Origin of the sequence: Acidiphilium multivorum AIU301 (assembly GCF_000202835.1) — a bacterium.
In the GTDB taxonomy this organism is placed as follows: Bacteria; Pseudomonadota; Alphaproteobacteria; order Acetobacterales; family Acetobacteraceae; genus Acidiphilium; species Acidiphilium multivorum.
Window position 1 is genome coordinate 1,671,668 of the sequence record NC_015186.1, and the last position, 20,931, is coordinate 1,692,598.

18 protein-coding genes are annotated in these 20,931 nt (G+C 67.5%); 9 read left to right on the forward strand and 9 right to left on the reverse strand.

Translation table 11 applies throughout. The features are described 5' to 3' along the window. The first annotated feature begins 58 nt into the window (after positions 1-58). A complete protein-coding gene (locus ACMV_RS07365; protein WP_013640015.1) occupies positions 59-1,507 on the forward strand; it encodes a class II fumarate hydratase in 1,449 nt (482 codons plus the stop codon). On the opposite strand, the gene ACMV_RS07370 is transcribed toward ACMV_RS07365, so the two are convergent. Then, positions 1,426-2,394 carry a LysR family transcriptional regulator gene (locus ACMV_RS07370; protein ID WP_011942245.1) on the reverse strand — a complete coding sequence of 323 codons (969 nt, stop codon included), beginning with the start codon at positions 2,392-2,394 and terminating at the stop codon, positions 1,426-1,428. The two genes, ACMV_RS07365 and ACMV_RS07370, sit on opposite strands and share 82 nt — an antisense overlap. Before the next feature lie 98 nt (positions 2,395-2,492). Here ACMV_RS07370 and ACMV_RS07375 point away from each other — a divergent pair, with 98 nt between their 5' ends. Both ACMV_RS07375 and ACMV_RS07380 read left to right on the forward strand, forming a co-directional pair. Continuing rightward, entirely contained in the window at positions 2,493-2,918 is a 426-nt protein-coding gene (locus tag ACMV_RS07375; RefSeq protein WP_007421898.1) for a DoxX family protein, read from the forward strand. Beyond that, positions 2,918-3,700 carry a DODA-type extradiol aromatic ring-opening family dioxygenase gene (locus ACMV_RS07380; protein ID WP_013640016.1) on the forward strand — a complete coding sequence of 261 codons (783 nt, stop codon included), beginning with the start codon at positions 2,918-2,920 and terminating at the stop codon, positions 3,698-3,700. The genes ACMV_RS07375 and ACMV_RS07380 overlap by 1 nt, the downstream gene beginning before the upstream one ends. On the opposite strand, the gene ACMV_RS07385 is transcribed toward ACMV_RS07380, so the two are convergent. The 6 genes from ACMV_RS07385 to ACMV_RS07410 form a co-directional block, all read right to left on the reverse strand. After that, a complete protein-coding gene (locus tag ACMV_RS07385) occupies positions 3,676-4,917 on the reverse strand; it encodes an MFS transporter (RefSeq protein WP_011942248.1) in 1,242 nt (413 codons plus the stop codon). The genes ACMV_RS07380 and ACMV_RS07385 overlap by 25 nt on opposite strands. 29 nt (positions 4,918-4,946) lie before the next feature. Then, positions 4,947-6,476 carry a monocarboxylate uptake permease MctP gene (gene mctP, locus ACMV_RS07390; protein ID WP_007421895.1) on the reverse strand — a complete coding sequence of 510 codons (1,530 nt, stop codon included), beginning with the start codon at positions 6,474-6,476 and terminating at the stop codon, positions 4,947-4,949. An 11-nt stretch (positions 6,477-6,487) separates the two neighbouring features. After that, positions 6,488-6,694: a DUF3311 domain-containing protein gene (locus ACMV_RS07395; protein WP_007421894.1), complete on the reverse strand. Its 207-nt coding sequence runs from the start codon at positions 6,692-6,694 to the stop codon at positions 6,488-6,490. A gap of 84 nt (positions 6,695-6,778) precedes the next feature. Next, positions 6,779-7,360, reverse strand: a complete 582-nt coding sequence (gmk, locus tag ACMV_RS07400) for a guanylate kinase (protein ID WP_011942249.1) — start codon at positions 7,358-7,360, stop codon at positions 6,779-6,781. Continuing rightward, positions 7,353-8,261, reverse strand: a complete 909-nt coding sequence (locus ACMV_RS07405; RefSeq protein WP_013640017.1) for a YicC/YloC family endoribonuclease — start codon at positions 8,259-8,261, stop codon at positions 7,353-7,355. The genes gmk and ACMV_RS07405 overlap by 8 nt, the downstream gene beginning before the upstream one ends. Continuing rightward, positions 8,258-9,277 (reverse strand): site-specific DNA-methyltransferase, encoded by a 1,020-nt coding sequence (locus tag ACMV_RS07410; RefSeq protein WP_172637347.1) that lies wholly within the window; start codon positions 9,275-9,277, stop codon positions 8,258-8,260. The genes ACMV_RS07405 and ACMV_RS07410 overlap by 4 nt, the downstream gene beginning before the upstream one ends. 206 nt (positions 9,278-9,483) lie before the next feature. Between ACMV_RS07410 and ACMV_RS07415 the strand changes: the two genes are divergently transcribed. Then, positions 9,484-10,254: an enoyl-CoA hydratase-related protein gene (locus ACMV_RS07415; RefSeq protein WP_007421890.1), complete on the forward strand. Its 771-nt coding sequence runs from the start codon at positions 9,484-9,486 to the stop codon at positions 10,252-10,254. Between the two features lie 578 nt (positions 10,255-10,832). On the opposite strand, the gene ACMV_RS07425 is transcribed toward ACMV_RS07415, so the two are convergent. Further along, positions 10,833-11,852: an NAD(P)/FAD-dependent oxidoreductase gene (locus tag ACMV_RS07425; RefSeq protein WP_007421889.1), complete on the reverse strand. Its 1,020-nt coding sequence runs from the start codon at positions 11,850-11,852 to the stop codon at positions 10,833-10,835. Between the two features lie 69 nt (positions 11,853-11,921). On the opposite strand from ACMV_RS07425, the gene tsaE reads away from it, so the two are divergent. The 5 genes from tsaE to ACMV_RS07450 are packed head-to-tail and all read left to right on the forward strand — an operon-like array spanning position 11,922 to position 19,505. Further along, positions 11,922-12,371, forward strand: coding sequence for a tRNA (adenosine(37)-N6)-threonylcarbamoyltransferase complex ATPase subunit type 1 TsaE (gene tsaE, locus ACMV_RS07430; protein WP_013640018.1), 450 nt, complete (start codon positions 11,922-11,924; stop codon positions 12,369-12,371). Further along, the gene (gene addB / locus ACMV_RS07435; protein WP_013640019.1) at positions 12,368-15,247 is read left to right on the forward strand and encodes a double-strand break repair protein AddB; all 2,880 of its coding nucleotides are present in this window, start codon (positions 12,368-12,370) and stop codon (positions 15,245-15,247) included. The genes tsaE and addB overlap by 4 nt, the downstream gene beginning before the upstream one ends. Beyond that, the gene (gene addA, locus ACMV_RS07440) at positions 15,244-18,717 is read left to right on the forward strand and encodes a double-strand break repair helicase AddA (RefSeq protein WP_013640020.1); all 3,474 of its coding nucleotides are present in this window, start codon (positions 15,244-15,246) and stop codon (positions 18,715-18,717) included. Before addB ends, addA begins: the two co-directional genes overlap by 4 nt. A 57-nt stretch (positions 18,718-18,774) precedes the next feature. Further along, positions 18,775-19,101 (forward strand): thioredoxin, encoded by a 327-nt coding sequence (trxA, locus tag ACMV_RS07445; protein ID WP_013640021.1) that lies wholly within the window; start codon positions 18,775-18,777, stop codon positions 19,099-19,101. Continuing rightward, positions 19,101-19,505 (forward strand): acyl-CoA thioesterase, encoded by a 405-nt coding sequence (locus ACMV_RS07450; RefSeq protein ID WP_013640022.1) that lies wholly within the window; start codon positions 19,101-19,103, stop codon positions 19,503-19,505. The genes trxA and ACMV_RS07450 overlap by 1 nt, the downstream gene beginning before the upstream one ends. Position 19,506: 1 nt before the next feature. On the opposite strand, the gene ACMV_RS07455 is transcribed toward ACMV_RS07450, so the two are convergent. Further along, positions 19,507-20,931 (reverse strand): MFS transporter, encoded by a 1,425-nt coding sequence (locus tag ACMV_RS07455; RefSeq protein ID WP_013640023.1) that lies wholly within the window; start codon positions 20,929-20,931, stop codon positions 19,507-19,509.

Sequence of the window (20,931 nt, forward strand, 5' to 3'; positions counted from 1 at the left end):
CCGCTTCGCCGCAATCGAGCCGCTTTAACCGGCGGGGGCGGCACGCCATCTGCTCTCGATGAGCACCGGAGCAGAAAGACTGCGTGACGTGCCGGTCGGCATCGATGCGACCGGCACCCGCACCGAGCATGATTCGATGGGCACGATCGAGGTGCCGGCGGATCGCTACTGGGGAGCCCAGACCCAACGCAGCCTGCGCCATTTCGCCATCGGCGAACGGATGCCGACGGCGCTCTACCGCGCCTATGCGCTGGTCAAGAAGGCGGCGGCAGAGGTGAATGCCGAGCTTGGCGCGCTGCCCGGCTGGAAGGTGGCGGCGATCGTCCGCGCCGCCGAAGAGGCGATGGCGGGCGCACTCGACGATCATTTCCCGCTGCATGTCTACCAGACCGGCTCGGGCACGCAGTCCAACATGAACCTCAACGAGGTGCTGGCCGCGCGGGCGAACCAGCTGCTCGGCGCCGAACCCGGCGCTCGAGCGCCGATCCATCCGAATGACGACGTCAACCGCTCGCAATCCTCCAATGATACCTTTCCCGCGGCGATGCATGTCGCGACCCTCGCGGCGCTGGACGAGGATCTCATTCCCGCCATCGACGCGCTCGCCGGCGCCATCGAGGCGAAGGCCTTCGCGTGGATGGACATCCCCAAGACCGGCCGGACCCATCTGCAGGACGCGGTGCCGCTCACCGTGGGCCAGGAATGGTCGGGCTATGCGCACCAGCTTAGCGATGCGCTGGCGCGGGTCGGGGCATCGCGCGGCGGGCTGCTCGAACTCGCCGCCGGCGGCACCGCGGTCGGCACCGGCCTCGCCGCCCCCGCCGGCTTCGGCCGGGCGATCGCCGCACGAATCGCCGCGATCACCGGCAAGCCATTCGTTACCGCCCCGAACAAGTTCGCCGCGCAAGCCTCGCTCGATGCGATGGTCGCGACGATGGCCGCCCTGCGCGGCCTCGCCGTAGCACTGATGAAAATCGCCAACGACATGCGCTGGCTCGCCTCCGGCCCCCGCTGCGGCATCGGCGAACTCCTGCTCCCCGAGAACGAGCCAGGCTCCTCAATCATGCCCGGCAAGGTGAACCCGACCCAGTGCGAGGCGCTGGTGATGGTCTGCATCCAGACGATCGGCGATGACGCGGCGGTTGCCTTCGCCGGCAGCCAGGGCAATTTCGAGCTGAACGCGATGCGGCCGCTGATCATCAACAACGTGCTCCGCACCTGCCGGACCATGACGGAAGCCTGCACCGCCTTCCGCCGGTTTTCGGTGGAGGGGACCGCGCTGAACCGTGCGCGGATCGACGAACAGCTCGGCCGCTCGCTCATGCTGGTCACCGCGCTGAGCCCGGAAATCGGCTATGATCGCGCCGCCGCGATCGCTCATCACGCGGCGGAACACGGCCTGACGCTGCGCGAAGCGGCAACCGGCTATGGCGGCGTCGACCCCGCGACGTTCGACCGGCTCTGCGACCCGGCAAAACTCGTGGGCTCAGGACTGGCGGGCGCCTGATCCAGCCCGGCAAAGACAGGCTCCGCCGCGCGCATCCTGGCCGCCAGCGCATCGGCAACGGCGCGGATGCGCGGCACGTCGCGCGTATCCTCGTGCTGCACCAGCCAGATTTCCCGCTCCGGCAGCGGCGGTGAATCGATCCGCGTCAACCCCGCGCCGGCGGCGACGTGGTGCCCGAGCACGGCGATGCCCAGCCCGGCGCGGGCGGCGGCGAGCTGGCTTACCCGGCTGTCGGTCCTGAGGGCGACAGCCGCCTTCGGCGCCATCGCCGCCAGCGCGTCGAGCTCCGGATAGGCGCCGGTCTCGTCGCGCGACAGGATGAGCCGGTGGCCCTCGCCCTGGCTGCCAGGCCAGGCCGGCACGCTGCGCGCGGCAAGATAGGTTTCGCTCGCATATAGGCCGAACGATACCGTGCCGATTCGCCGCCCCCGCAACGACTGCCCACGCGGCCGCGCGAGACGGAGGGCGAGATCAGCCTCGCGCGCAGCGAGCGAGAGGGTACGGTCATCGGCGATCAGTTCCACCACGATGCCCGGATAGCGGTCGGCAAGATCGGCCAAGGCGGGCATCAGCACGGAGGGCGCAAAATCGCTCACCGTCGTCAGGCGCACGGTGCCTTCCAGCCGCACATCCCGCCCGCTCACCGCCCGCTCGGCCGCCAGCGCCGCCGTCTCCATCCGCTCCACCTCGGCGCGCGCCGCCTCACCGGCGGCGGTCAGCCGGAAGCCGCGCGGCGTGCGTTCCAGCAGCCGCACACCGGCCCGCGCCTCCAGCGCCGCGAGCCGCCGTCCCATCGTCGATTGCCGTACGCCCAGCCGCCGCGCCGCCGCCGACAGCGTGCCCTCGCGGGCTATGGCGAGAAAGCTGCGCAGATCGTCCCAATCCATCGTCACTCCTATGCGAATCCGCATGACGATAACCAAAGAATTGGATATTAACCAACCATTCTCGCATGGTTATCTGGGGGGTGAAGGAGATTACGCACATGGACTCGACAATCGACACCCGAACCGCCGGCTACGGCGCCCTGCTGCTCCGGCTAACTCTGGGCTTCCTGTTCTTCGCCCATGACTGGCTGAAATACGCCATCTTCACCCCTGCCGGGACGGAACATTTCTTCGCCAGCCTCGGTCTGCCGGGCTGGTTCGGCCTGTTCGTCATGCTGTGGGAACTGGCGGCCGGCATCGCGCTGGTGCTCGGGATATGGGCGCGGCTCGCCGCGCTACTGATCGTGCCGGACCTGATCGGCGCCATCGCGCTGGTGCATATCCATAACGGGTTCTATTTCACGGCGAAAGGCGGCGGATGGGAATATCCCGCGTTCTGGGCCATCGCCCTCGTGGTGCTCGCCCTGATCGGCGATGGTCCTTATGCCCTCGTCCCCACACCGTTCGGCCGGAGGACCGCGTGATGCAACCCTCGCTCTTCGTCAGCCATGGCTCGCCGATGCTGGCACTCACCGAAACCCCGGCGAGGATGTTCCTCGCCGGACTTTCCGCCACCCTGCCCAGACCTCGCGCCATTCTCGTCGTCTCCGCGCATTGGGAGACGGCAGAGCCGATGGTCAATGCGGTGGCCCGCAACGAGACCATCCACGATTTCTTCGGCTTCCCCCGCGCGCTCTACGAACTTTCCTATCCCGCGCCGGGCGATGCGGCGCTGGCGCAGCGCATTGCCGGGCTGCTCGGCGAGGCCGGTTTTCCCACCGGGCTCGACCCCGCGCGCGGCCTCGACCATGGCGCCTGGGTGCCGCTGCTGCTGGCCTGGCCCGCGGCCGACATCCCTGTACTCCAGCTCTCGGTACAGACCCGGCTCGGCCCGCGCCACGCCTTCGACATCGGCCGGGCGCTGGCGCCGCTGCGGCGTGACGATGTGCTGATCGTCGGTTCCGGCAGTTTCACTCACGACCTGCGGCGCTTCCGCGGCCAGCCGGTCGACGCGCCGGAGGCGGAGGATGTGACGGCGTTCAGCGCCTGGATGGACGCGGCCATTGCCGGCAACGACATCGCCGCCCTGCTCGACTATCGCGCCCGCGCGCCGCATGCGCGCGACGAACACCCGACCGAAGAGCATCTGCTGCCGCTCTTCACCGCGATCGGCGCCGGAGAGGGCAGCGCGGCACGGCGGCTGCACAACTCGACCGAGCACGCCATCCTGCGGATGGACGCCTACGGGTTCGGCCTGCCGGCCTGATACCGCACCGCCCAGCGCAGCGGAATCAGCGAGGCGAGCAGCAGCAGGCCGGCGACGACGAGGGCGGTGCCCGAGCGCGGCACGTCCGCCGTGCCGTCAGGCCCCAGCGTCGCCGCGTAGATCGTGGTGAACAGCAACGGGCCGACCAGCGCGGTCAGCCCGTTCAGGCTGGCGAGCAACCCCTGCAGCCGCCCCTGCTCGCGCCCGCCAATCCGGTGCGCCATGATCCCCTGCACCGCAGGCATCGCCAGCCCCCAGGCCGAGAGAACCGGGACGCCGATCCAGAAAATCCGCGAATCGGGCGCGAGACCGAACAGCACAAACCCCGCGGCGCCACCGATCAGGCCAAGGATCAGCGTTCTCGGCTCGCCAAGCCGGCGCACCATCGGCCCGACCACAACGCCGCCGACCACGGCAAACCCGACCCCGGCGGCGGCGAGGGTGGCGCCGATCAGCTGCGGGCGCCAGCCGAACCGCTCCTGCACGTAAAGCACCATGACCGAAGGCACCGCCTGCAGCGCGAGCGTGCCGAGCGCATAGATCGTCGCCGGCGCGGCCACGCCCGGCCGGCGATAGAAGCGCAGCGCATCCAGCGGGTTGAGGCCCCGCCAGCCGATCCGCCGGCGGCGGCGCGGCGCGAGCGATTCCGGCAGCGCCACCAGACCGTAGAGGAAGTTGGCGAGGGAAAGACCGGCTGCGAACCAGAACGGCAGGCGCAGCGAAACCGCGCCGAGCAGACCGCCCAGCGCCGGTCCGAGCACAAAGCCGATCGCCGCGGCAACGCCCGAGACGCCGAACGCCGCCGCCCGCCGCTCCGGTGGCGTGACATCGGAAATATATGCATTCGCGGCGGCGATGTTGGCCGACGAAGCGCCGGAGAGAATCCGCCCGGCGAGCAGCCAGCCGACCGATGGGGCCAGCGCCATCACGGTGAAATCCACCGCCTGGCCGAGGCAGGAGAGCAGGATCACCGGCCGCCGGCCGAACCGGTCGGACAGCGCGCCAAGCATCGGCGAGGCAATGAACTGCATCGCCGCCCAGGCGGCACCGAAGGCGCCGAACACATGCGCGCTCAGCCCGGCGCCCCCGCCGACCAGCCCGGTGATGAGCGCGGGCAGGACCGGCAGCACGATCGCCATGGCCAGCATGTCCAGCAGGATCGTGGCCATGATGAAGCCGAAAGCGGCCCCGCGCCTGCGGGACGTGGAACCGCTCATCGACACTGGCGCGAAAGACGCACCATCCCTCAGGCGTAGTCGGCGCTGGTGGTCACGTCGCGCGTGCGGTCCGACTTGATGGCGTGGAACACCGGCGATAGCGCGGTGGCCACGATCACGTTCACGACGAAGGTGGCCAGCGCAATGTAGCACGGATAGGTCATCCCACCGATGTGGAACGGATAGATCGCGCCCTTGAGATGGTTCAGCAACGCGAAATGCGTCGCAAGGCCGATGCCCACCGCCCAGCCGACCAGCAACGCCCATCCGTTGTAGAACCGGGTGAACAGGCTGAATACGATGGCCGGAAAGATCTGGATCATCCACATGCCGCCAAGCAGCTGCAACTGGATCGCGTACTTCAGCGGCAGGCCGAAGATGAACAGCAGCGCTCCGATAATCATCACGATCGAGAACAGCTTGGCGATCTGCGATTCCGCCGCCGCCGATACGCCGGGGGAGACGAATTCCTTCCAGATGTCGCGCGTGAAGATGTTCGCCGAGGCAATCGCCATGATCGCGGCAGGCACCAGGGCGCCGATCGCGATGGCGGCAAAGGCAATGCCGACAAACCAGCCCGGCAAGGTATGGATCAGCAGCGCCGGCACGGCGAAACTCGGCCCATAGGCTTTGAAGCCCGCGGCGAACTGGGGCAGCGCGGAAACGCCGGCTGCCACCGCCATGGCGCCGAGCAGGGTGATCAGGCCGAGCATCAGCGAATAGGCCGGCAGGATCACCGCGTTTTTTCGCACCGTCTCGCTCGAGCGCGACGACAGGATGCCGGTCAACGCGTGGGGATACAGGAACAGCGCCATCGCCGAGCCGAGTGCCAGCGTCGCATAGCCAGAATAAAGCCCGGTGGTATGCGGGCCTGGCTTCGGCAGCAGCAGCTTGGTGGAGGCGATCTTCGCGAAAATATGTCCGAACCCGCCCAGCGAGGCCGGGATCGCGAAGATCGCCACGATGATGGTGAGGTAGATCAGCGTGTCCTTGACCACAGCGATCATGGCCGGCGCGCGAAGGCCCGACGTGTAGGTGAAGGCGGCGAGCACGAGGAAGGCCAGGATCAGCGGGAGATGACTGCCGAACCCGGTACCGAGGTTGAACGCGCCGATGACCACCTGCATGCCGACAAGCTGCAACGCGATATAGGGCATGGTCGCGATGATGCCGGTGATACCCACCGCAAGCGCAAGCCAGCGGTTGCCATAGCGGCCTCTGACAAACTCTGGCCCGGTGACGAAACCGTATTTGGCGGCAACCCGCCACATTTTCGGAAACACAACATACAGGATCGGATAGGCGACGATGGTGTATGGCACCGCGAAGAAGGCGATGGCGCCTGCGCCGAACATCAGCGCGGGCACGGCAATGAACGTATAGGCCGTATAAAGATCGCCGCCGATCAGGAACCAGGAAATCAGCGTGCCGAACTGGCGGCCGCCAAGCCCCCATTCGTGAAGCTGGTCGAGGTCACCGCCGCGCCAGCGTGCAGCGAAGAACCCCAGGATGAGAACGCCGACCACGAGGACGGCGAAGACGATACCGGCTATGAGCATGGCGACGTTCCTTAGCTTTCGGCGCGCCAGACGATCCAGATGATGACCGACGAGATCACCACCCAGGCGAGCTGGTACCAATAGAAAAAGGGAAAGCCTAGCACGGCGGGCTTGGCATGATTGAAGAACGGCACCCAGAGCGTTGCCACGAAAGGCACAAGCAATAGGAGCCGCCAAGGCGTTGAGCGCGGCTTGCGCTCTGAATTTTCCTCGGCCACGACATCTCTCCGCATAAAGTGATGTTCGTTTTTATGAAAAACGTCATCGCTCTTTAGGCGCACTTGCCTCTGACAGGCAAGCATTCATGCCATACGAGACGCCATCAGCCGCGCCGCCCGCAGGATCGCCGAAAGATCGCCAAGAGCCGTATCGAAATCGTTGTTTTCGATGATGAAATCGAATTCGCCCTGATGCGCGAGTTCGTCCTCGGCCTCCTCCATCCGCATCGCGATCGCGGCGGGATCATCGCCACGCGCCACAAGGCGGCGATGAAGTTCCTCAAGGCTGCTCGTGCGGATGAATACGCCAACCACATCGCGCGGCAGCGCGGCCCTGAGCTGGCGAAAGCCCTGCCAGTCGATATCGAACAGGATGTCCCGGCCCGCCGCCAGCATCTCCCCGACATGCGCGCGCGGCGTGCCGTAGGACCGGCCGAACACCGTCGCATACTCAAGGAATTCGCCTGCCGCGACCATGCCCGCAAACTGTTCCGGGGTACGGAAGAAATAATGCACCCCCTCCTGCTCGCCATCGCGCGGCGCGCGGGTGGTGGCGCTGATCGACAGCGACAGCCGTGAATCACCGGCAAGCAACGCCCGAGAGAGCGACGTCTTGCCGGCGCCAGAAGGCGCTGCAAGCACGAGGCAGAGGCCGCGCCTATTCAATGTTCTGAACCTGTTCGCGCAGCTGCTCGATCGTTGCCTTGAGGTCGAGCCCGATGGCGGTCAGTTGCAGCGACGCCGACTTGCTGCACAGCGTGTTCGCCTCGCGGTTGAATTCCTGCATCAGGAAATCGAGCCGGCGGCCGACCGGTGCCGACTCTGCGAGTAACGCATGCGCCGCCTCGACATGCGCATCCAGCCGGTCAAGTTCCTCGCGCACGTCAGATTTCGTGGCGAGCAGCGCGATTTCCTGGGCCAGCCGCTCCTGCGGCACCGGGTCGGAATCGCCGAGCAGATCGGCCAGCGCGCCCTGCAGCCGGGCGCGGTGCTGAGCCGCCTGTTCCGGTGCATGAGCACGCGCCGCGGCGACCAGGCGGCGGATCGCGCCGAGCAGATCCGCGGCGATTACGGCAAGCCGACCGCCCTCGTCACGCCGCGCACGATCGAGCGCTTCGATGGCAACATCGAAGCCGGCGGCCAGAGTGGCGGCAAGAGCCTCTTGCCGGGCGGCCTCCGCATCTTCCGCGACATCCTCGGCGGGAGCGGGACGGATGACGCCAGGCAACGCCAACAGCGCCTCGGCGCGCGGCACCATCGCACCCGGAATCCGCTCCGACAATGCAAGCGCATGGCGCAGGAGCCCTTCCAGCGCCGCCTCGTCCACCATCATCGCCGCCTGGGACTCGCGCTTCAACGTCAGCGTGGCGGACACATTACCGCGCTTCAACCGCTTGCCGGCCACCTCGCGCAGCGCCGGCTCGAGCCCATCCAGCCCCGCGGGCAGGCGCATCCGAAGATCGAGCCCGCGACCGTTCACGCTGCGGATTTCCCAGACGAAACTGGCATTGTCGTGGCTGCCCGCGTGGCGGGCAAAGCCGGTCATCGAGGCAAGGGTGGAGGTCATGGACGCAACGTTTCGCGCACATGATCAAGTGCGACAAGCCTCCCCTCGCGCTCGATATGCCAGAACGTCCAGCCATTGCAGCTTGCGGCGTTCTGAACCGCGGCACCGACCTGATGGATCGAGCCGCGATGCGCGCCGGCGATGATGCTGGCATCCGCCGCGACCGTGGCGCTCACCCGCCGCAGCCTGTCATGCAGCAATGTGCCTGGCGGGACCAAGCCGCGCTCGACCAGCACGCCGAAGGCGATGCGCGGCGCCTCTCTGCGGCTCGGCATCGGCCTGGTCAGATGCGCCGGCGCCGCCCGCATCTCCCGCAGCCGCGCCCAGCCGGCCTCGACGTAGGCGGGATGACGCTCAATGCCGATGAAATGCCGGTTGAGCCGCTTGGCCACCGTCGCCGTCGTCGCGGTGCCAGAAAACGGGTCCAGCACCACGTCGTCCGGGTTGGTCGCGGCCAGGATCACGCGGTGCAGCAGGGCCTCCGGCTTCTGGGTCGGATGCAGCTTGAGGCCGTGCTGGTTGCGCAGCCGCTCGCCGCCGGTGCAGAGCGGAATCGTCCAGTCGCTGCGCATCTGTGTATCGTCGTTGAGCGATTTCATCGCCTGATAGTTGAACCGGTAACGCGATTTCGGCTCCCGCGCCGCCCAGATCAGCGTTTCGTGCGCATTCGTGAAGCGCCGGCCGCGGAAATTCGGCATCGGGTTGGTCTTGCGCCAGATCACGTCGTTGAGAATCCAGAACCCGAGATCCTGCATGATCGCGCCGAGGCGGAAAATGTTGTGATAGGAGCCGATCACCCAGATCGTCGCGTCCTTGTGCATCAGCCGCCGCGCCTCAGAGAGCCAGGCGCGCGAGAATTCGTCATAGGCCGCGAAATCGGTGAACTTGTCCCAGTCGTCGTCAACACCGTCGACCACACTGTCATCCGGCCGGCGCAATTCGCCACGGAGTTGCAGGTTGTAGGGCGGATCGGCGAAGACGCAGTCGATCGACGCATCCGGCAGCATGCGCATCATCTCGACGGCATCGCCAAGCAGAAGCTGATCGAGCGGCAATTCGCGAACGGCGGTCAAGGGCAATTTGGGCCTCGGTCTGTCTCTCCCCCCTATACCTGACGAACGCGCCGTGGTCGCGTCAATGGCTGATGCGCACCCGGACCGACCTCGCGGCTTGCATCCGGGGTCAAATCAGCCATCCTGACGCCAGCAGAGCGGAGGATTCCATGCCCTACGAGATGATTGTGACCGAAACCGACGGCGCCGTGGCCGTCATCCGGCTGAACCGCCCGGAGTCGCTGAACGCGCTGTGCGACCAGTTGATGAGCGAACTCGCCGACGCCTTGCGCGGCTTCGATTCCGACAAGTCAATCCGCTGCATCGTGCTCACCGGATCGGACAGAGCGTTCGCCGCCGGCGCCGACATCAAGGAAATGCAGAACCGTAGCTGGCCCGAAACCGGCCTCGACGATTTCATCGGAAAATCATGGGAAGTCGTTACCACGACGCTCAAGCCGGTGATCGCGGCGGTATCGGGCTATGCGCTCGGCGGCGGATGCGAGTTGGCGATGATGTGCGACATCATCATCGCGGCCGACACGGCGAAGTTCGGCCAGCCGGAAATCGCCATCGGCGTGATCCCCGGTGCCGGCGGCACCCAGCGCCTGACCCGCGCCATCGGGAAATCCAAGGCGATGGAGATGATCCTGACCGGCCGGATGATGGATGCCGAAGAAGCCGAACGCGCCAACCTCGTCGCCCGCGTGGTGCCGGCCGCGGACCTGATGCCGGAGGCGATGAAGCTAGCCAGGCGCATCGCCGGCATGTCTCCCGTCGCCCTCCTCCAGGCCAAACGCAGCATCAACGCCGCCTTCGAGACCATGCTGGCCGAGGGTGTGAGATACGAGCGGGCGAGCTTCCTTCCGCTGTTCGGCACACCCCACCAGCGCGAAGGCATGGCGGCCTTCATCGAGAAGCGCAAGCCGGACTTTTCATAGCTCCCGGACGGCTCAGACAGGGAACTGGACGGAGAACAGCCGGTCGGAGGGGCCGTCCAGCTTTCTACCGACCGCCCTCTGCCGCCTTTGCTGCGATTGCTGCCAGCGTCTTGCAGAGCGGGGTCAGGACGGCCGAGCACCACGGCAGGGTTGCCTTCCGCCGAGGCCGCAAGACCTGCCCCGTTTCGGAGATCGCACGCAAGCCGCAACCCGGTGAACTGCGAGCGCCTTCCCGGGTGAAGGAACTTGGGCTAGGTCGGGGGCACGCACCCATTTGATGTTGCCATCGAATTGCTGCGGACAATTATCTGATTTATAATGAAGTTCCTGCTATATCCCCCGATCGCGCAGGCAACGGGACAGAATCCTGGGATGGGGGCGACAGGCGCTTGCGGTCTATTGCCGGACGTCATCCGCGATTTCATCGAGGCGCAGGTTGTCGGCAGCGGTCTCCGACTCCCCCGGTTGCCAACAGTGCCCCAGTCCAGCGTGGATACGCATCGGCGAATCCTCCCAATGCCCGGGATCGGGAAGCAGGTCGCGGTTTGTCAGGACGCTTTGACGTGAACTGGTTGGCCTCAGGCAGTGCCCGGCACACCTTTCGATGTCGAATACTCGAAATGCAGCGCCTCGTCCGGATGCACGATCGGATGGATCGCGTGGGCCGCCATCGCCGCTTCTGAGAAGCCCTGCAGGATCAGCTTGAGTTTGCCCGGATACTGCGCAACGTCGCCAATCGCGAAAATGCCGCGCGTGCTGGTCTCGCAGGTCGAGGGGGTCACAAGAACGTGATGAAGCGAAAGCTCAAGCCCCCAGGTCGCGACCGGCCCGAGATCGGTGGCGAGACCGAAGAACGGCAACAGCACATCGGCCTCGAGATGCCGGGTTGCGCCGTCGAGATCGGCGACCTCGACCGTGCGCAGCGCACCATCGGCGCCATGCAGCGCATGCAACTGATAGGGAATGACGAGGTCGATGTCGCCCCGCGCCGCCGCTTCGGCCAATTGCGCGGCGCTTTCGGGCGCGGCACGAAATTTCGGCCGCCGGTGGACCACGGCGATGCTCGATGCAATCCCGCACAGCGCCAGCGCCCAGTCCACCGCCGAGTCGCCACCGCCGGCGATCACCACCCGCTTGCCGCGCAACGCCTCGCGCCGCTTCACGTAATACTGCACCGCACCACTCGCCTCGTAGGCGGCGAGTCCCTCCAGCGGCGGACGGTTCGGGCCGAATGCCCCCGCACCGGCTGCGATGATGATGGCCTTCGCGCGGACGATGTCGCCCAGGTCGGTGCCGATCGTGAAATCGCCCGAACTGCCGGAAATCGCCGTCACGAGCCGGCCGAGCAGGCGCGGCGCGGCGAAGGGCGCGATCTGCCGCTCCAGATTCTCGATCAACCCTGCCGCCTCGATCGCCGGCAGGGCGGGAATGTCGTAGATCGGCTTTTCCGGATAGAGCGCCGCACACTGGCCGCCCACCTCGCCCAACGCGTCGATCAGCACGGTGCCGAGCTTCAGCATCCCGCACTCGAAAACGGCGAACAGGCCGGCTGGGCCCGCGCCGATAATGGCCACATCGGTGGTGATCGTCTCTGCCATGCCCCATGCCTAGCCGAAACCGCGCGCGGGTCAACTTGCAAAGACGATCTGATCGGGCAGGATCGCGCCATGGCGATTCGGAAGATGACGCTTGGCAGCGAGGCTGAGACCGTCGCTCTCGCGCAGGCGATGGCCGTGCGGGCACGGGCGGGCGATGCGCTTCTGCTCTCGGGAAATCTGGGCGCGGGAAAATCGACCTTTGCCCGCGCCTTCATCCGCGCCCGCGCGGGCGATGCCTCGCTCGATGTGCCGAGCCCGAGTTTCACCCTGGTACAGACCTACGAACTTGACCCGCCGGTGACGCATTTCGACCTCTGGCGTCTCACCGGACCGGACGACGTCGCCGAACTCGGGCTGGATGCCGCCTTGGCCGGCATTGCCCTCATCGAGTGGCCAGACCGGCTCGGCCCGCTCGCCCCGCGCGAGGCGATCACGCTCGCGCTGGGCTGGGGCGAGGGCAATACCCGCACGGCTACCGCGTCCGGGCCGGATGCGCTGCTCGAAAGGCTCATGCGATGACGCCCCATGTGCGTTTCATCAGCGCCGACCGTCCGTTCCTGCCCGAACTCGCCCGCGCGTGGCTCGATGAGGCGACGCGTGACGGGCGCGATCCGGCCGATGGCGTGCTGTTCCTGCCCACCCGCCGCGCCGCCCGCGCCGCCGCCGCCGCCTTTCTCGACGCCAAGGGCGGACCACTGATCATGCCCCGCATCGCCGCCATCGGGGCGGCGGATGAAGCGGCACTCGGCATCCTCGCCGGGCTCGACCTGCCGCCGGCGATCACGGCCGAGGAACGCCGGGCGATCCTCGCCAGGCTCATCCTCGGCATGGGCGGGCGCGACGGCGCGCCGACCACCCTCGCCGCCGCGCTCCTGCTCGCGGACGATCTCGCCCTGCTGCTCGACACCGCCGCCCAGGCCGAGATCGACCTTGCGGAGACGCTGCCCGGAATCGTGGCGCCGGACCTTGCGGAACACTGGCAGCGCACGCTGGATTTCCTCTCGATCGTGACAAGGACATGGCCTGCCATTCTCGCCGAACGCGGTGCTGTCGATCCGGCGGTCCGCCAGCGCATGCTGATCGACGCGCAAGCCGAACGCTGGCGCCTCACGCCGCCGGCGCATCCGGTCTGGCTCGCCGGGCTTGCCGCGGCCCCCCCGGCCCTCGGGCGCCTGGCGAGAGTCGTCGCGGGCCTGCCGCACGGTTGCGTGGTGCTGCCGGGGTTCGATCCCGATCTGCCCGATAAAGCCTGGTCGATGCTCGATCACACGCCGACCCACCCCCAGGCCGGACTGAACCGCCTTGCCGAAGCGATCGGCGTGCGACGCGAAGAGGTTGCACCTCTGCGAGAAGGCGGTGCAACCGGCCGCGAGACACGGGTTGCACTCCTGCGCCGCGCCTTTTTGCCCACGGCGCCGGCAGCGGATATTGCCGCCGCATCGGCCGACGGACTCTGGCGACTCGATGCAGCGGACGAGCAGGACGAGGCGCGTGCCATCGCGCTGACCCTGCGCCACGCGCTCGAAACGCCAGGGCGTCACGCCGCGCTGGTTACGCCGGATCGCGGCCTGGCCCAGCGTGTCGCCGCCGAACTCGAACGGCTCGGTATTCGCGCCGAGGACAGCGCAGGGGAGCGGCTTGCGGATACACCGCCCGCGGTGCTGCTGCGCCTGCTCGCCGCCGCCGCCGCGAGCGACTACGATGCCGTGCCGCTTCTGGCGCTGCTGAAACACCCCCTGGTCAATGCCGGCCTGCCGGCGGGACGATGCCGCGCCCTCGCCCGTCGGCTAGACCTGCTGCTCCGCGCCGCCCTGCCCGGCCCCGGCTTTTCGGCCATGCGCCATGCCGCCGATCACTCAACCAAACCGGACGAGGCGCTTTCGACCTTTCTCGCCGACCTGCAGGTCAGCCTTCGCCCGCTGTCGCTCGGCCCGGCGAAGACGTCGCCGGCCAGCCTTCTCGCCGGGTTGGTGGAGGCAGCGGAGGCGATCGCCGACGAACTCTGGACCGGCGAGGCCGGGGCGGCGCTGTCCGAACATCTCGCCGTTCAGATCGCAGCGCTCGATGCCCTGCCGGATGTCGAGGCGACGGAACTCGTGCCGTTGCTCGACGCGGTGCTCGGCAACGCCCGGCTGCGCCGCCCCAGAGCGCGCGACGCCAATCCGCGCGTCGCGATCTGGGGCATGATGGAGGCGCGATTGCAACGGGTCGACACGCTCGTTCTCGGCGGGCTGGTCGAGGGCGTGTTTCCGGCCGAACCAGAGCCAGGCCCCTGGCTTTCGCGCCCAATGCGGCGCGCCGCGCGGTTGCCGGACGATGCCGAGCGGATCGGCGAGGCCGCGCACGATCTCGGCATCCTGATCGCCTCATGCGACGAGGTGATCCTGTCGGCGCCGCGCCGGCGGGGCCGCGCGCCGGCGGTACCTTCGCGCTTTCTGGCGCGGATCGACCTTGCGTTGCGCGGGGCCGGCAGCGCACTGAAGCAACATCCCGCCAGCCACTGGTCGACCAGGCTCGACCAGCCGACACTGCGGATTGCCCGGCCCCGGCCGGAACCGCGCCCGCCGGCCCGTGCAAGGCCCATCTCCTATTCGATCTCGAAAGTCACGACGCTGCTGAGCGACCCCTATGCGATCTATGCCGGCGAGGTCTTGGATCTGCACACGCTCAACCCGCTGCAGGCGGAAACCGATGCGGCACTGTTCGGCACTATCACCCATGATGCGCTGAAAGCGGTGACCCGCACGCGGGACTGGGCGTCCGCGCCGGATGCGGCGGCACGACTCGCCCACGCATTTACCTCGGAACTGCGCGGCAAGCGCCTGCGCCGTGCGCTGGAGGCGTTCTGGCTCGTGCGGCTCGAACGGATCGCCGAATGGATCGTCGAGATCGAGCGCGGCAGGCTTGCCGACCTGGGCAAGGCGGATGACATCAAGGTGGAACTACCCGGCGAATGGCGGTTCGGCCATTTCACGGTGAAGGGGCGTGCCGACCGGATCGAACGCCGGGGCGAGACCCTCGCGATCATCGATTACAAGACCGGCAGCCCGCCCGCTGACAAGGCGGTGGAGGCAGGCAGCGCGCCACAATTGCCGATCGAGGCGGTCATCGCGGAGGCCGGTGGCTTTCCCGGCTTCACCGGCAAAGTAACGGAACTCGCCTACTGGAAACTGTCGGGCGGCGCCACGGAAGGTGAAACGCGCGCGCTGTTCGGCGGCAATGCCGGGCCACTCCGGGCGGTGATCGACGCGGCGCGGACGCAGATCCCTGCCCTGCTCGCCTATTATGCTGACCCGGCGACACCGTTTCTCGACGCGCCGCATCCGGGCCGCAAACCCTATGACCAGCCCTTCGCCGGCATTTCCCGGCGCGCCGAATGGCAGGAGGACGCATGAGCGGCGCGATCGCAGCAGCCGAGGCGGCGCAACGCGCGGCCTCCGACCCTTCCATCTCGGCCTTCGTCGGCGCTTCGGCCGGCTCGGGCAAGACCAAACTGCTGACCGACCGGCTGCTGCGGCTGATGCTCTCCGGCGCCACGCCGGGCCGCATTCTCTGCCTCACCTTCACCCGCGCCGCCGCCGCCGAGATGGCGATCCGCCTCCGCCGGCGGCTCGGTGACTGGGCGATCGCCACGGACGAAACTCTCGATGCCGATCTCGCGGCGCTGGACATGCCGGCGGATACCGGGACGAGGCATCGAGCAAGGATGCTGTTCGGCCAGGTGCTCGACCTGCCGGGCGGCCTGCGGATCGACACGGTTCACGCCTTCTGCCAGTCGCTGCTGCGCCGCTTTCCACTGGAAGCGCAGATCTCGCCACATTTCGCCGTCGCCGATGAGGCCGAAGCCGCAGTCCGCCGCCGCGGCGCGCGCGAGGCCGTGCTCGGCGATGACAGCCGCGCCGCCGAAGCCGCGCTGCGTCTGCTCGCGGGGCAGATTTCGGAAACCGATTTCGCCGGACTGACCGACCGGATGCTGACCGATGCGCAGGCCCGCCTTGCCCGACTCGTGAGCCGCCACCCAGATGCCGGCATCATCGCGGCGATGCAGGCAGCGGCCCTCGATGCTCCGGATGACGACGAGGAAACGATCCGCCGCGCGATCGTCGAATTCGACGATCGCGAGATCCGTGGCGCTCTTTCCATCATCAAGGATCGGAGCTCGACGAAGGCGTGTGAAAAGGCGGGCGAACTGCTCAGCTGGCTGAATCTCGAAACAGAGGCGCGCCTCGCCTGCCAGGATATCTGGATCAGCGGCTTCTTCACCGGCAAGGGCGACCCACGCGCGATGTCTTCGCTGGTGAGCAAGGGGCTCGACGCCGAGGAGCCCACACTCAAGGCCACGATCGAGGCGGAACAGGGGCGATTGTTGCGCGCGAAAGACCGGCTCGCGGCGCGCCGTCTTGCCGATCTTTCGGCGGCGCTCGCCCAGCTCGTGTTGCCGATCCAAGCCGCCGAGCAGAGCGCGAAGCAGGGTAGCGCGCGGTTCGACTATGCAGACCTGATCGCCCGCGCCGCGGAACTGCTTGTCGACCCCGGTGCCGCCTGGGTGCTCTACAAGCTCGACGGCGGAATCGACCACATTCTGCTTGACGAGGTGCAGGACATCGCACCGGCGCAATGGGAAGTGATCGACGCGATCGTCGCGGAATTCTTCGCCGGCACCGGTGCGCGGGACGGCACCGCACGCACCGTCTTCGCGGTGGGTGACCGGAAGCAGTCGATCTATTCCTTTCAGGGCGCCGATCTCGCGAGTTTCGACGCCTGGCGGGCGGGGATCGGAGCGCGCGTCTCGGCCGCCGGCGCGCGCTGGCACGAAGGCAGCCTTGCGACATCATTCCGCTCCACGGCGCCCATTCTCTCCCTGGTGGACAAGGTATTCGAACGCGGGCCGGCACGCAGCGGTGTGGTCATGCCGGACGAGGTGCTGGCGCATGGCGCGAGCCGCGCCGGACAAGCCGGCTCGGTCACGCTCTGGCCGCTGGTGCCGGCGGATCCCGACCCCGAACTCGCTGCCTGGGCACCGGCCGAGACCTACGCCGAACAGGCCTCGGCCAGGCGACGACTGGCCAGGTCGGTCGCGGGCTGGATTGCCGCAAATGTCGGCACGATGCGTCTCGAGTCTCGCGGCCGGGTGCTCGCTCCCGGCGATATCCTGATCCTGGTCAGGCAGCGGAACGAATTCGGCGTCGCGCTCACCCGCGCGCTGAAGGAGGCGGGGGTCAAGGTCGCGGGGCTCGACCGCATGGTGCTGACCGAAACCCGCGCCGTGGCCGACCTGATCGCCCTCGCCCGCGCGGTGCTGCTGCCGGAAGACGACGTCGAACTCGCCACCGTGCTGGCCAGTCCCCTCGGCGGGCTTTCCGACGAGGAATTGATGAATCTCGCCCTCGACCGCAAAGGCACGCTGCGCGACGCGTTATTCACCCGCGCCGACGAACACGCGGCCTTTGCGGCGGCTCGCGACCTGATTGCCGAAGCGCAGGCGCGGGCGGATTTCGTCACCCCCTACCGCTTCTTTGCCGAGGTGCTGGGGCCGATGGGCGGGCGGGCGCGGCTGCTCGCCCGGCTTGGTCCCGAGGCGGCGGAACCTCTCGATGAGTTGCTCGCCACCGCCCTCGACTATGGCACGCACGAAGCGCCGAGCCTGCAGGGTTTCCTCGCCGCGCTCGACGCCGCCGCAGCCGAGGTGAAACGGGAGGCGGAAGCCGCGGGCGATTCCGTGCGGCTGATGACCGTGCATGGCGCGAAGGGATTGCAGGCGCCGCTGGTGATCCTGCCTGACACCACCGGTCAGCGGGGGAAGGAAGCGCGCGATCTCCTTTACTGGATCGACGCACCGCAAGGCGGCGGCGAGGTTCCCATTTTTTGCCCGCGAGCCGACATGCGCAGCGCCGCCGTGCGCCAGGCTCTCGCCAGTGCATCCGACCGCGGATTCGAGGAATACAATCGGCTTCTCTATGTTGCGCTGACCCGGGCGGAAGACCATCTGATCGTTTGCGGTGCTGCGACGAAATCCCGCCTCCCCGAGACCTGCTGGTATGAAAGCGTGCGCGCCGGTTTCGAACGGCTCGATGGAGTTGCCGAAATCGAGGCCGAACCGCCGCTCGACGGCACGATGCTGTATTATGCCGCACCGCAATCCGCACCGCCGGACCGGCTTGCGGCAATCAGCACGGCGACTGCGGCGCCGCTGCCCGGATGGATCGGTCCGGAAACCGGCTGGCGCGCAGCACCACCGCCCGAACCAAAACAGCGCATCGACCGGCTGGTACCCAGCAGGAGTGCCGAGGGGGAAAGCACCGGTCTGGCCGCCGCCTCGCCGCTCGCTGGCCGTGGCACGGGCCGGGAAGCCGCCATGGCGCGCGGGCGGCTGATCCACGCGCTGCTGCAGCACCTGCCGGATCTCCCGCCAGGCGACCGGCGGGAGGCCGCGCGCCGTTATCTGGCGCAACCCGGTCACCGGCTTGGCGATGTGGAGCAGACGGATGTGATCGACGCGGTCTTTGGCGTGCTCGATCACCCGGACCTGACAGCGCTATTCGGCCCCGCCTCGCGCGCGGAGGCCCCGATCGCCGGCATCGTCGGCGGTGTTGAGATCGGCGGATTGATCGACCGGCTCGCGGTTTTACCCGACCGGGTGCTGATTGCCGACTACAAGACCGATCGCCAGCCGCCAGCAGATCCGGCCGGAATTCCCGAAGCCTATGCGGCGCAGCTTGCGGCCTATGCCGCCGTGCTTGCCGAGATCTATCCAGGCCGCCGGATCGACGCGGTGCTGGTCTGGACCGCGCGGGGCCATGTCATGCCGGTGCCCGCGGCAAGGCTCGCGCGACATGCGCCCAAGCCGGACCAGCCATCCGCTTGATCGTCGCCGGGCGAGACGCCATTCTCCCCATCAACATCTCGTTTAAGGAGCAGGATCATGGGTGCAGCAACAAAAGCCGTATCTGACGCGGAGTTTTCAACGTCAGTTCTCAACTCGAAGGAGCCGGTGCTGGTCGATTTCTGGGCGGAATGGTGTGGCCCCTGCAAGATTATCGGCCCCTCGCTCGAGGAACTCGGCAGCGAATATGCCGGGCGCGTCACGATCGCCAAGGTGAATATCGACGAAAACCCGATGACACCGACGCAGTACGGCGTCCGCGGCATCCCGACACTGATCCTGTTCAAGGACGGCAAGCCGGCGGCGCAGCATGTCGGCGCCGCGCCGAAGAGCGTGCTCAAGGCCTGGCTGGACAAGAACATCTGATGGCCGTGGCGGACGATCCGGAGTCGCCACCAGCGACGCCGCCAATGATGCGCGCCATCGCCATGCCGGCCGACGCCAATGCGAATGGCGACATTTTCGGCGGCTGGCTGATGTCGCAGATGGACCTTGGCGGGTCGAATCTGGCGGGCCGGATCGCCCATGGGCGAATCGCGACCGTGGCGGTGGATGCGATGAGTTTCATCCGTCCGGTCAAGATTGGCGACGAGGTCAGTGTCTATGCCGAGCTTCTGAAGGTTGGCCGGACTTCGATCCAGGTGAATGTCGAGGCCTGGCGCCGGGCGCGCGATTCGGCGAGCGAGCGGCGGGTGACGAAGGCGGTGTTCACCTTTGTCGCGATCGACAGCGAAGGTCGTCCGCGCCCGATCGCACCCGCCCAGGCTTGAGTTAATCGACTTCCGACAGCGGACGCGCCACCGACTCGAGCGGGCGGCGCGCTGCCTCGACGCCGATCGCCGCCTCCACTGCGGCGGCCCCCAGCATCAGGAGGCCGCCCAGAAGATCCCCGTAGAACAGCTTGATCCGCTCGCCACTGCCTATCAGCATCCCGAACAGGAGAGGACCTGCAATACCGCCCAGAGCGGTGCCAAACGCGTAGAACAGCGCGATGGCGACCGCCCGGATTTCCAGCGGGAAACATTCGCTCACGGTCAGATAGGCCGAACTCGCTGCGGCCGAGGCAAAGAAGAAGATCGTCGTCCAGGCCGCGGTCTGCCCCGTCGCGGAAAGATCGGCACCAACGAAAAGCAGCCCGGTGGCGATCATCAGCAGCCCGGCGGTGGCATAGGTCGCGGTGATCATCGTGCGGCGACCGACCGTATCGAAGAGGCGGCCGAGTATCATCGGCCCCGCGAAATTGCCCAGTGCGAAGGGCAGGATGAACATCCCCACCCGATCACCCGGCACGCCATAGAATTTCGTAAGAACAATGGCATATGTGAAGAAGATCGCGTTGTAGCAGAAAGCCTGCGCAGTCATCAGGCACACACCGAGCACGGCGCGTCGACGATAGCGCCCGAGCAGGGCTCGCAGCCCGATGCCGAACCAGCTGCTGACATCGGTACGCAGGCGGATGGTCGGCAGGGACTCCGTCGGCATGACCGGGCCGCACCGGAACTCGATGCCAGCGACGATCTGTTCCGCCTCCGAGGGGCGCCCATGGGTCATCAGCCAGCGCGGACTTTCAGGAATATGGCGTCGCAGGGCCAGTGCGGTCGCAGCCAGGAAGCCTCCGAGAATGAAGGCAAGACGCCAGCCATAGGCCGGTGGCACCAGTTGCGGGTCGAGCGCGGCGAGCGCGCCCGCGGCCCCCAACGCCGCACCAATCCAGTAACTGCCATTGATCACGAGATCGGTGAAGCCGCGAAACCGGGCCGGCACCAGTTCCTGGATGGTGGCGTTGATCGCCGCGTATTCGCCGCCGATGCCCATCCCGGTCACGAAGCGGAAGGCAAGCAGCGCGGTATAGTTCCAGGCAAGGCCGGAAGCGATCGTGCCGGCGAGATAGACGATCAGTGTCACCGTGAAGAGACGCTTGCGCCCCAACCGGTCCGTCAACCAGCCAAACAGCAGGGCACCGAGCACCGCACCGGAGACATAAGAGCTGCCCAGGCCACCGACAGCGGCGCTGGACAATTGCATGTCCGGCGATTTCGCGATTGCGCCGGATAGCGAGCCCACCAGCGTGACTTCCAGCCCGTCGAGTATCCAGGTGACGCCAAGGGCCACAACCACCAGCCAGTGAAACCGCCCCCAGGCCAGCCGGTCGAGCCGGGCAGGAATTGAGGTTTCTACGGCTGGCGGGCGGTTCAC

Excerpts from the sequence above, each read along its gene's own strand:
- ACMV_RS07365 (WP_013640015.1), top strand. The coding sequence starts at position 59 with ATGAGCACCGGAGCAGAAAGACTGCGTGACGTGCCGGTCGGCATCGAT.
- ACMV_RS07370 (WP_011942245.1), bottom strand. The coding sequence starts at position 2,394 with ATGGATTGGGACGATCTGCGCAGCTTTCTCGCCATAGCCCGCGAGGGC.
- ACMV_RS07375 (WP_007421898.1), top strand. The coding sequence starts at position 2,493 with ATGGACTCGACAATCGACACCCGAACCGCCGGCTACGGCGCCCTGCTG.
- ACMV_RS07380 (WP_013640016.1), top strand. The coding sequence starts at position 2,918 with ATGCAACCCTCGCTCTTCGTCAGCCATGGCTCGCCGATGCTGGCACTC.
- ACMV_RS07385 (WP_011942248.1), bottom strand. The coding sequence starts at position 4,917 with ATGAGCGGTTCCACGTCCCGCAGGCGCGGGGCCGCTTTCGGCTTCATC.
- mctP (WP_007421895.1), bottom strand. The coding sequence starts at position 6,476 with ATGCTCATAGCCGGTATCGTCTTCGCCGTCCTCGTGGTCGGCGTTCTC.
- ACMV_RS07405 (WP_013640017.1), bottom strand. The coding sequence starts at position 8,261 with ATGACCTCCACCCTTGCCTCGATGACCGGCTTTGCCCGCCACGCGGGC.
- ACMV_RS07410 (WP_172637347.1), bottom strand. The coding sequence starts at position 9,277 with ATGATGCGCATGCTGCCGGATGCGTCGATCGACTGCGTCTTCGCCGAT.
- ACMV_RS07415 (WP_007421890.1), top strand. The coding sequence starts at position 9,484 with ATGCCCTACGAGATGATTGTGACCGAAACCGACGGCGCCGTGGCCGTC.
- ACMV_RS07425 (WP_007421889.1), bottom strand. The coding sequence starts at position 11,852 with ATGGCAGAGACGATCACCACCGATGTGGCCATTATCGGCGCGGGCCCA.
- tsaE (WP_013640018.1), top strand. The coding sequence starts at position 11,922 with ATGGCGATTCGGAAGATGACGCTTGGCAGCGAGGCTGAGACCGTCGCT.
- addB (WP_013640019.1), top strand. The coding sequence starts at position 12,368 with ATGACGCCCCATGTGCGTTTCATCAGCGCCGACCGTCCGTTCCTGCCC.
- addA (WP_013640020.1), top strand. The coding sequence starts at position 15,244 with ATGAGCGGCGCGATCGCAGCAGCCGAGGCGGCGCAACGCGCGGCCTCC.
- trxA (WP_013640021.1), top strand. The coding sequence starts at position 18,775 with ATGGGTGCAGCAACAAAAGCCGTATCTGACGCGGAGTTTTCAACGTCA.
- ACMV_RS07450 (WP_013640022.1), top strand. The coding sequence starts at position 19,101 with ATGGCCGTGGCGGACGATCCGGAGTCGCCACCAGCGACGCCGCCAATG.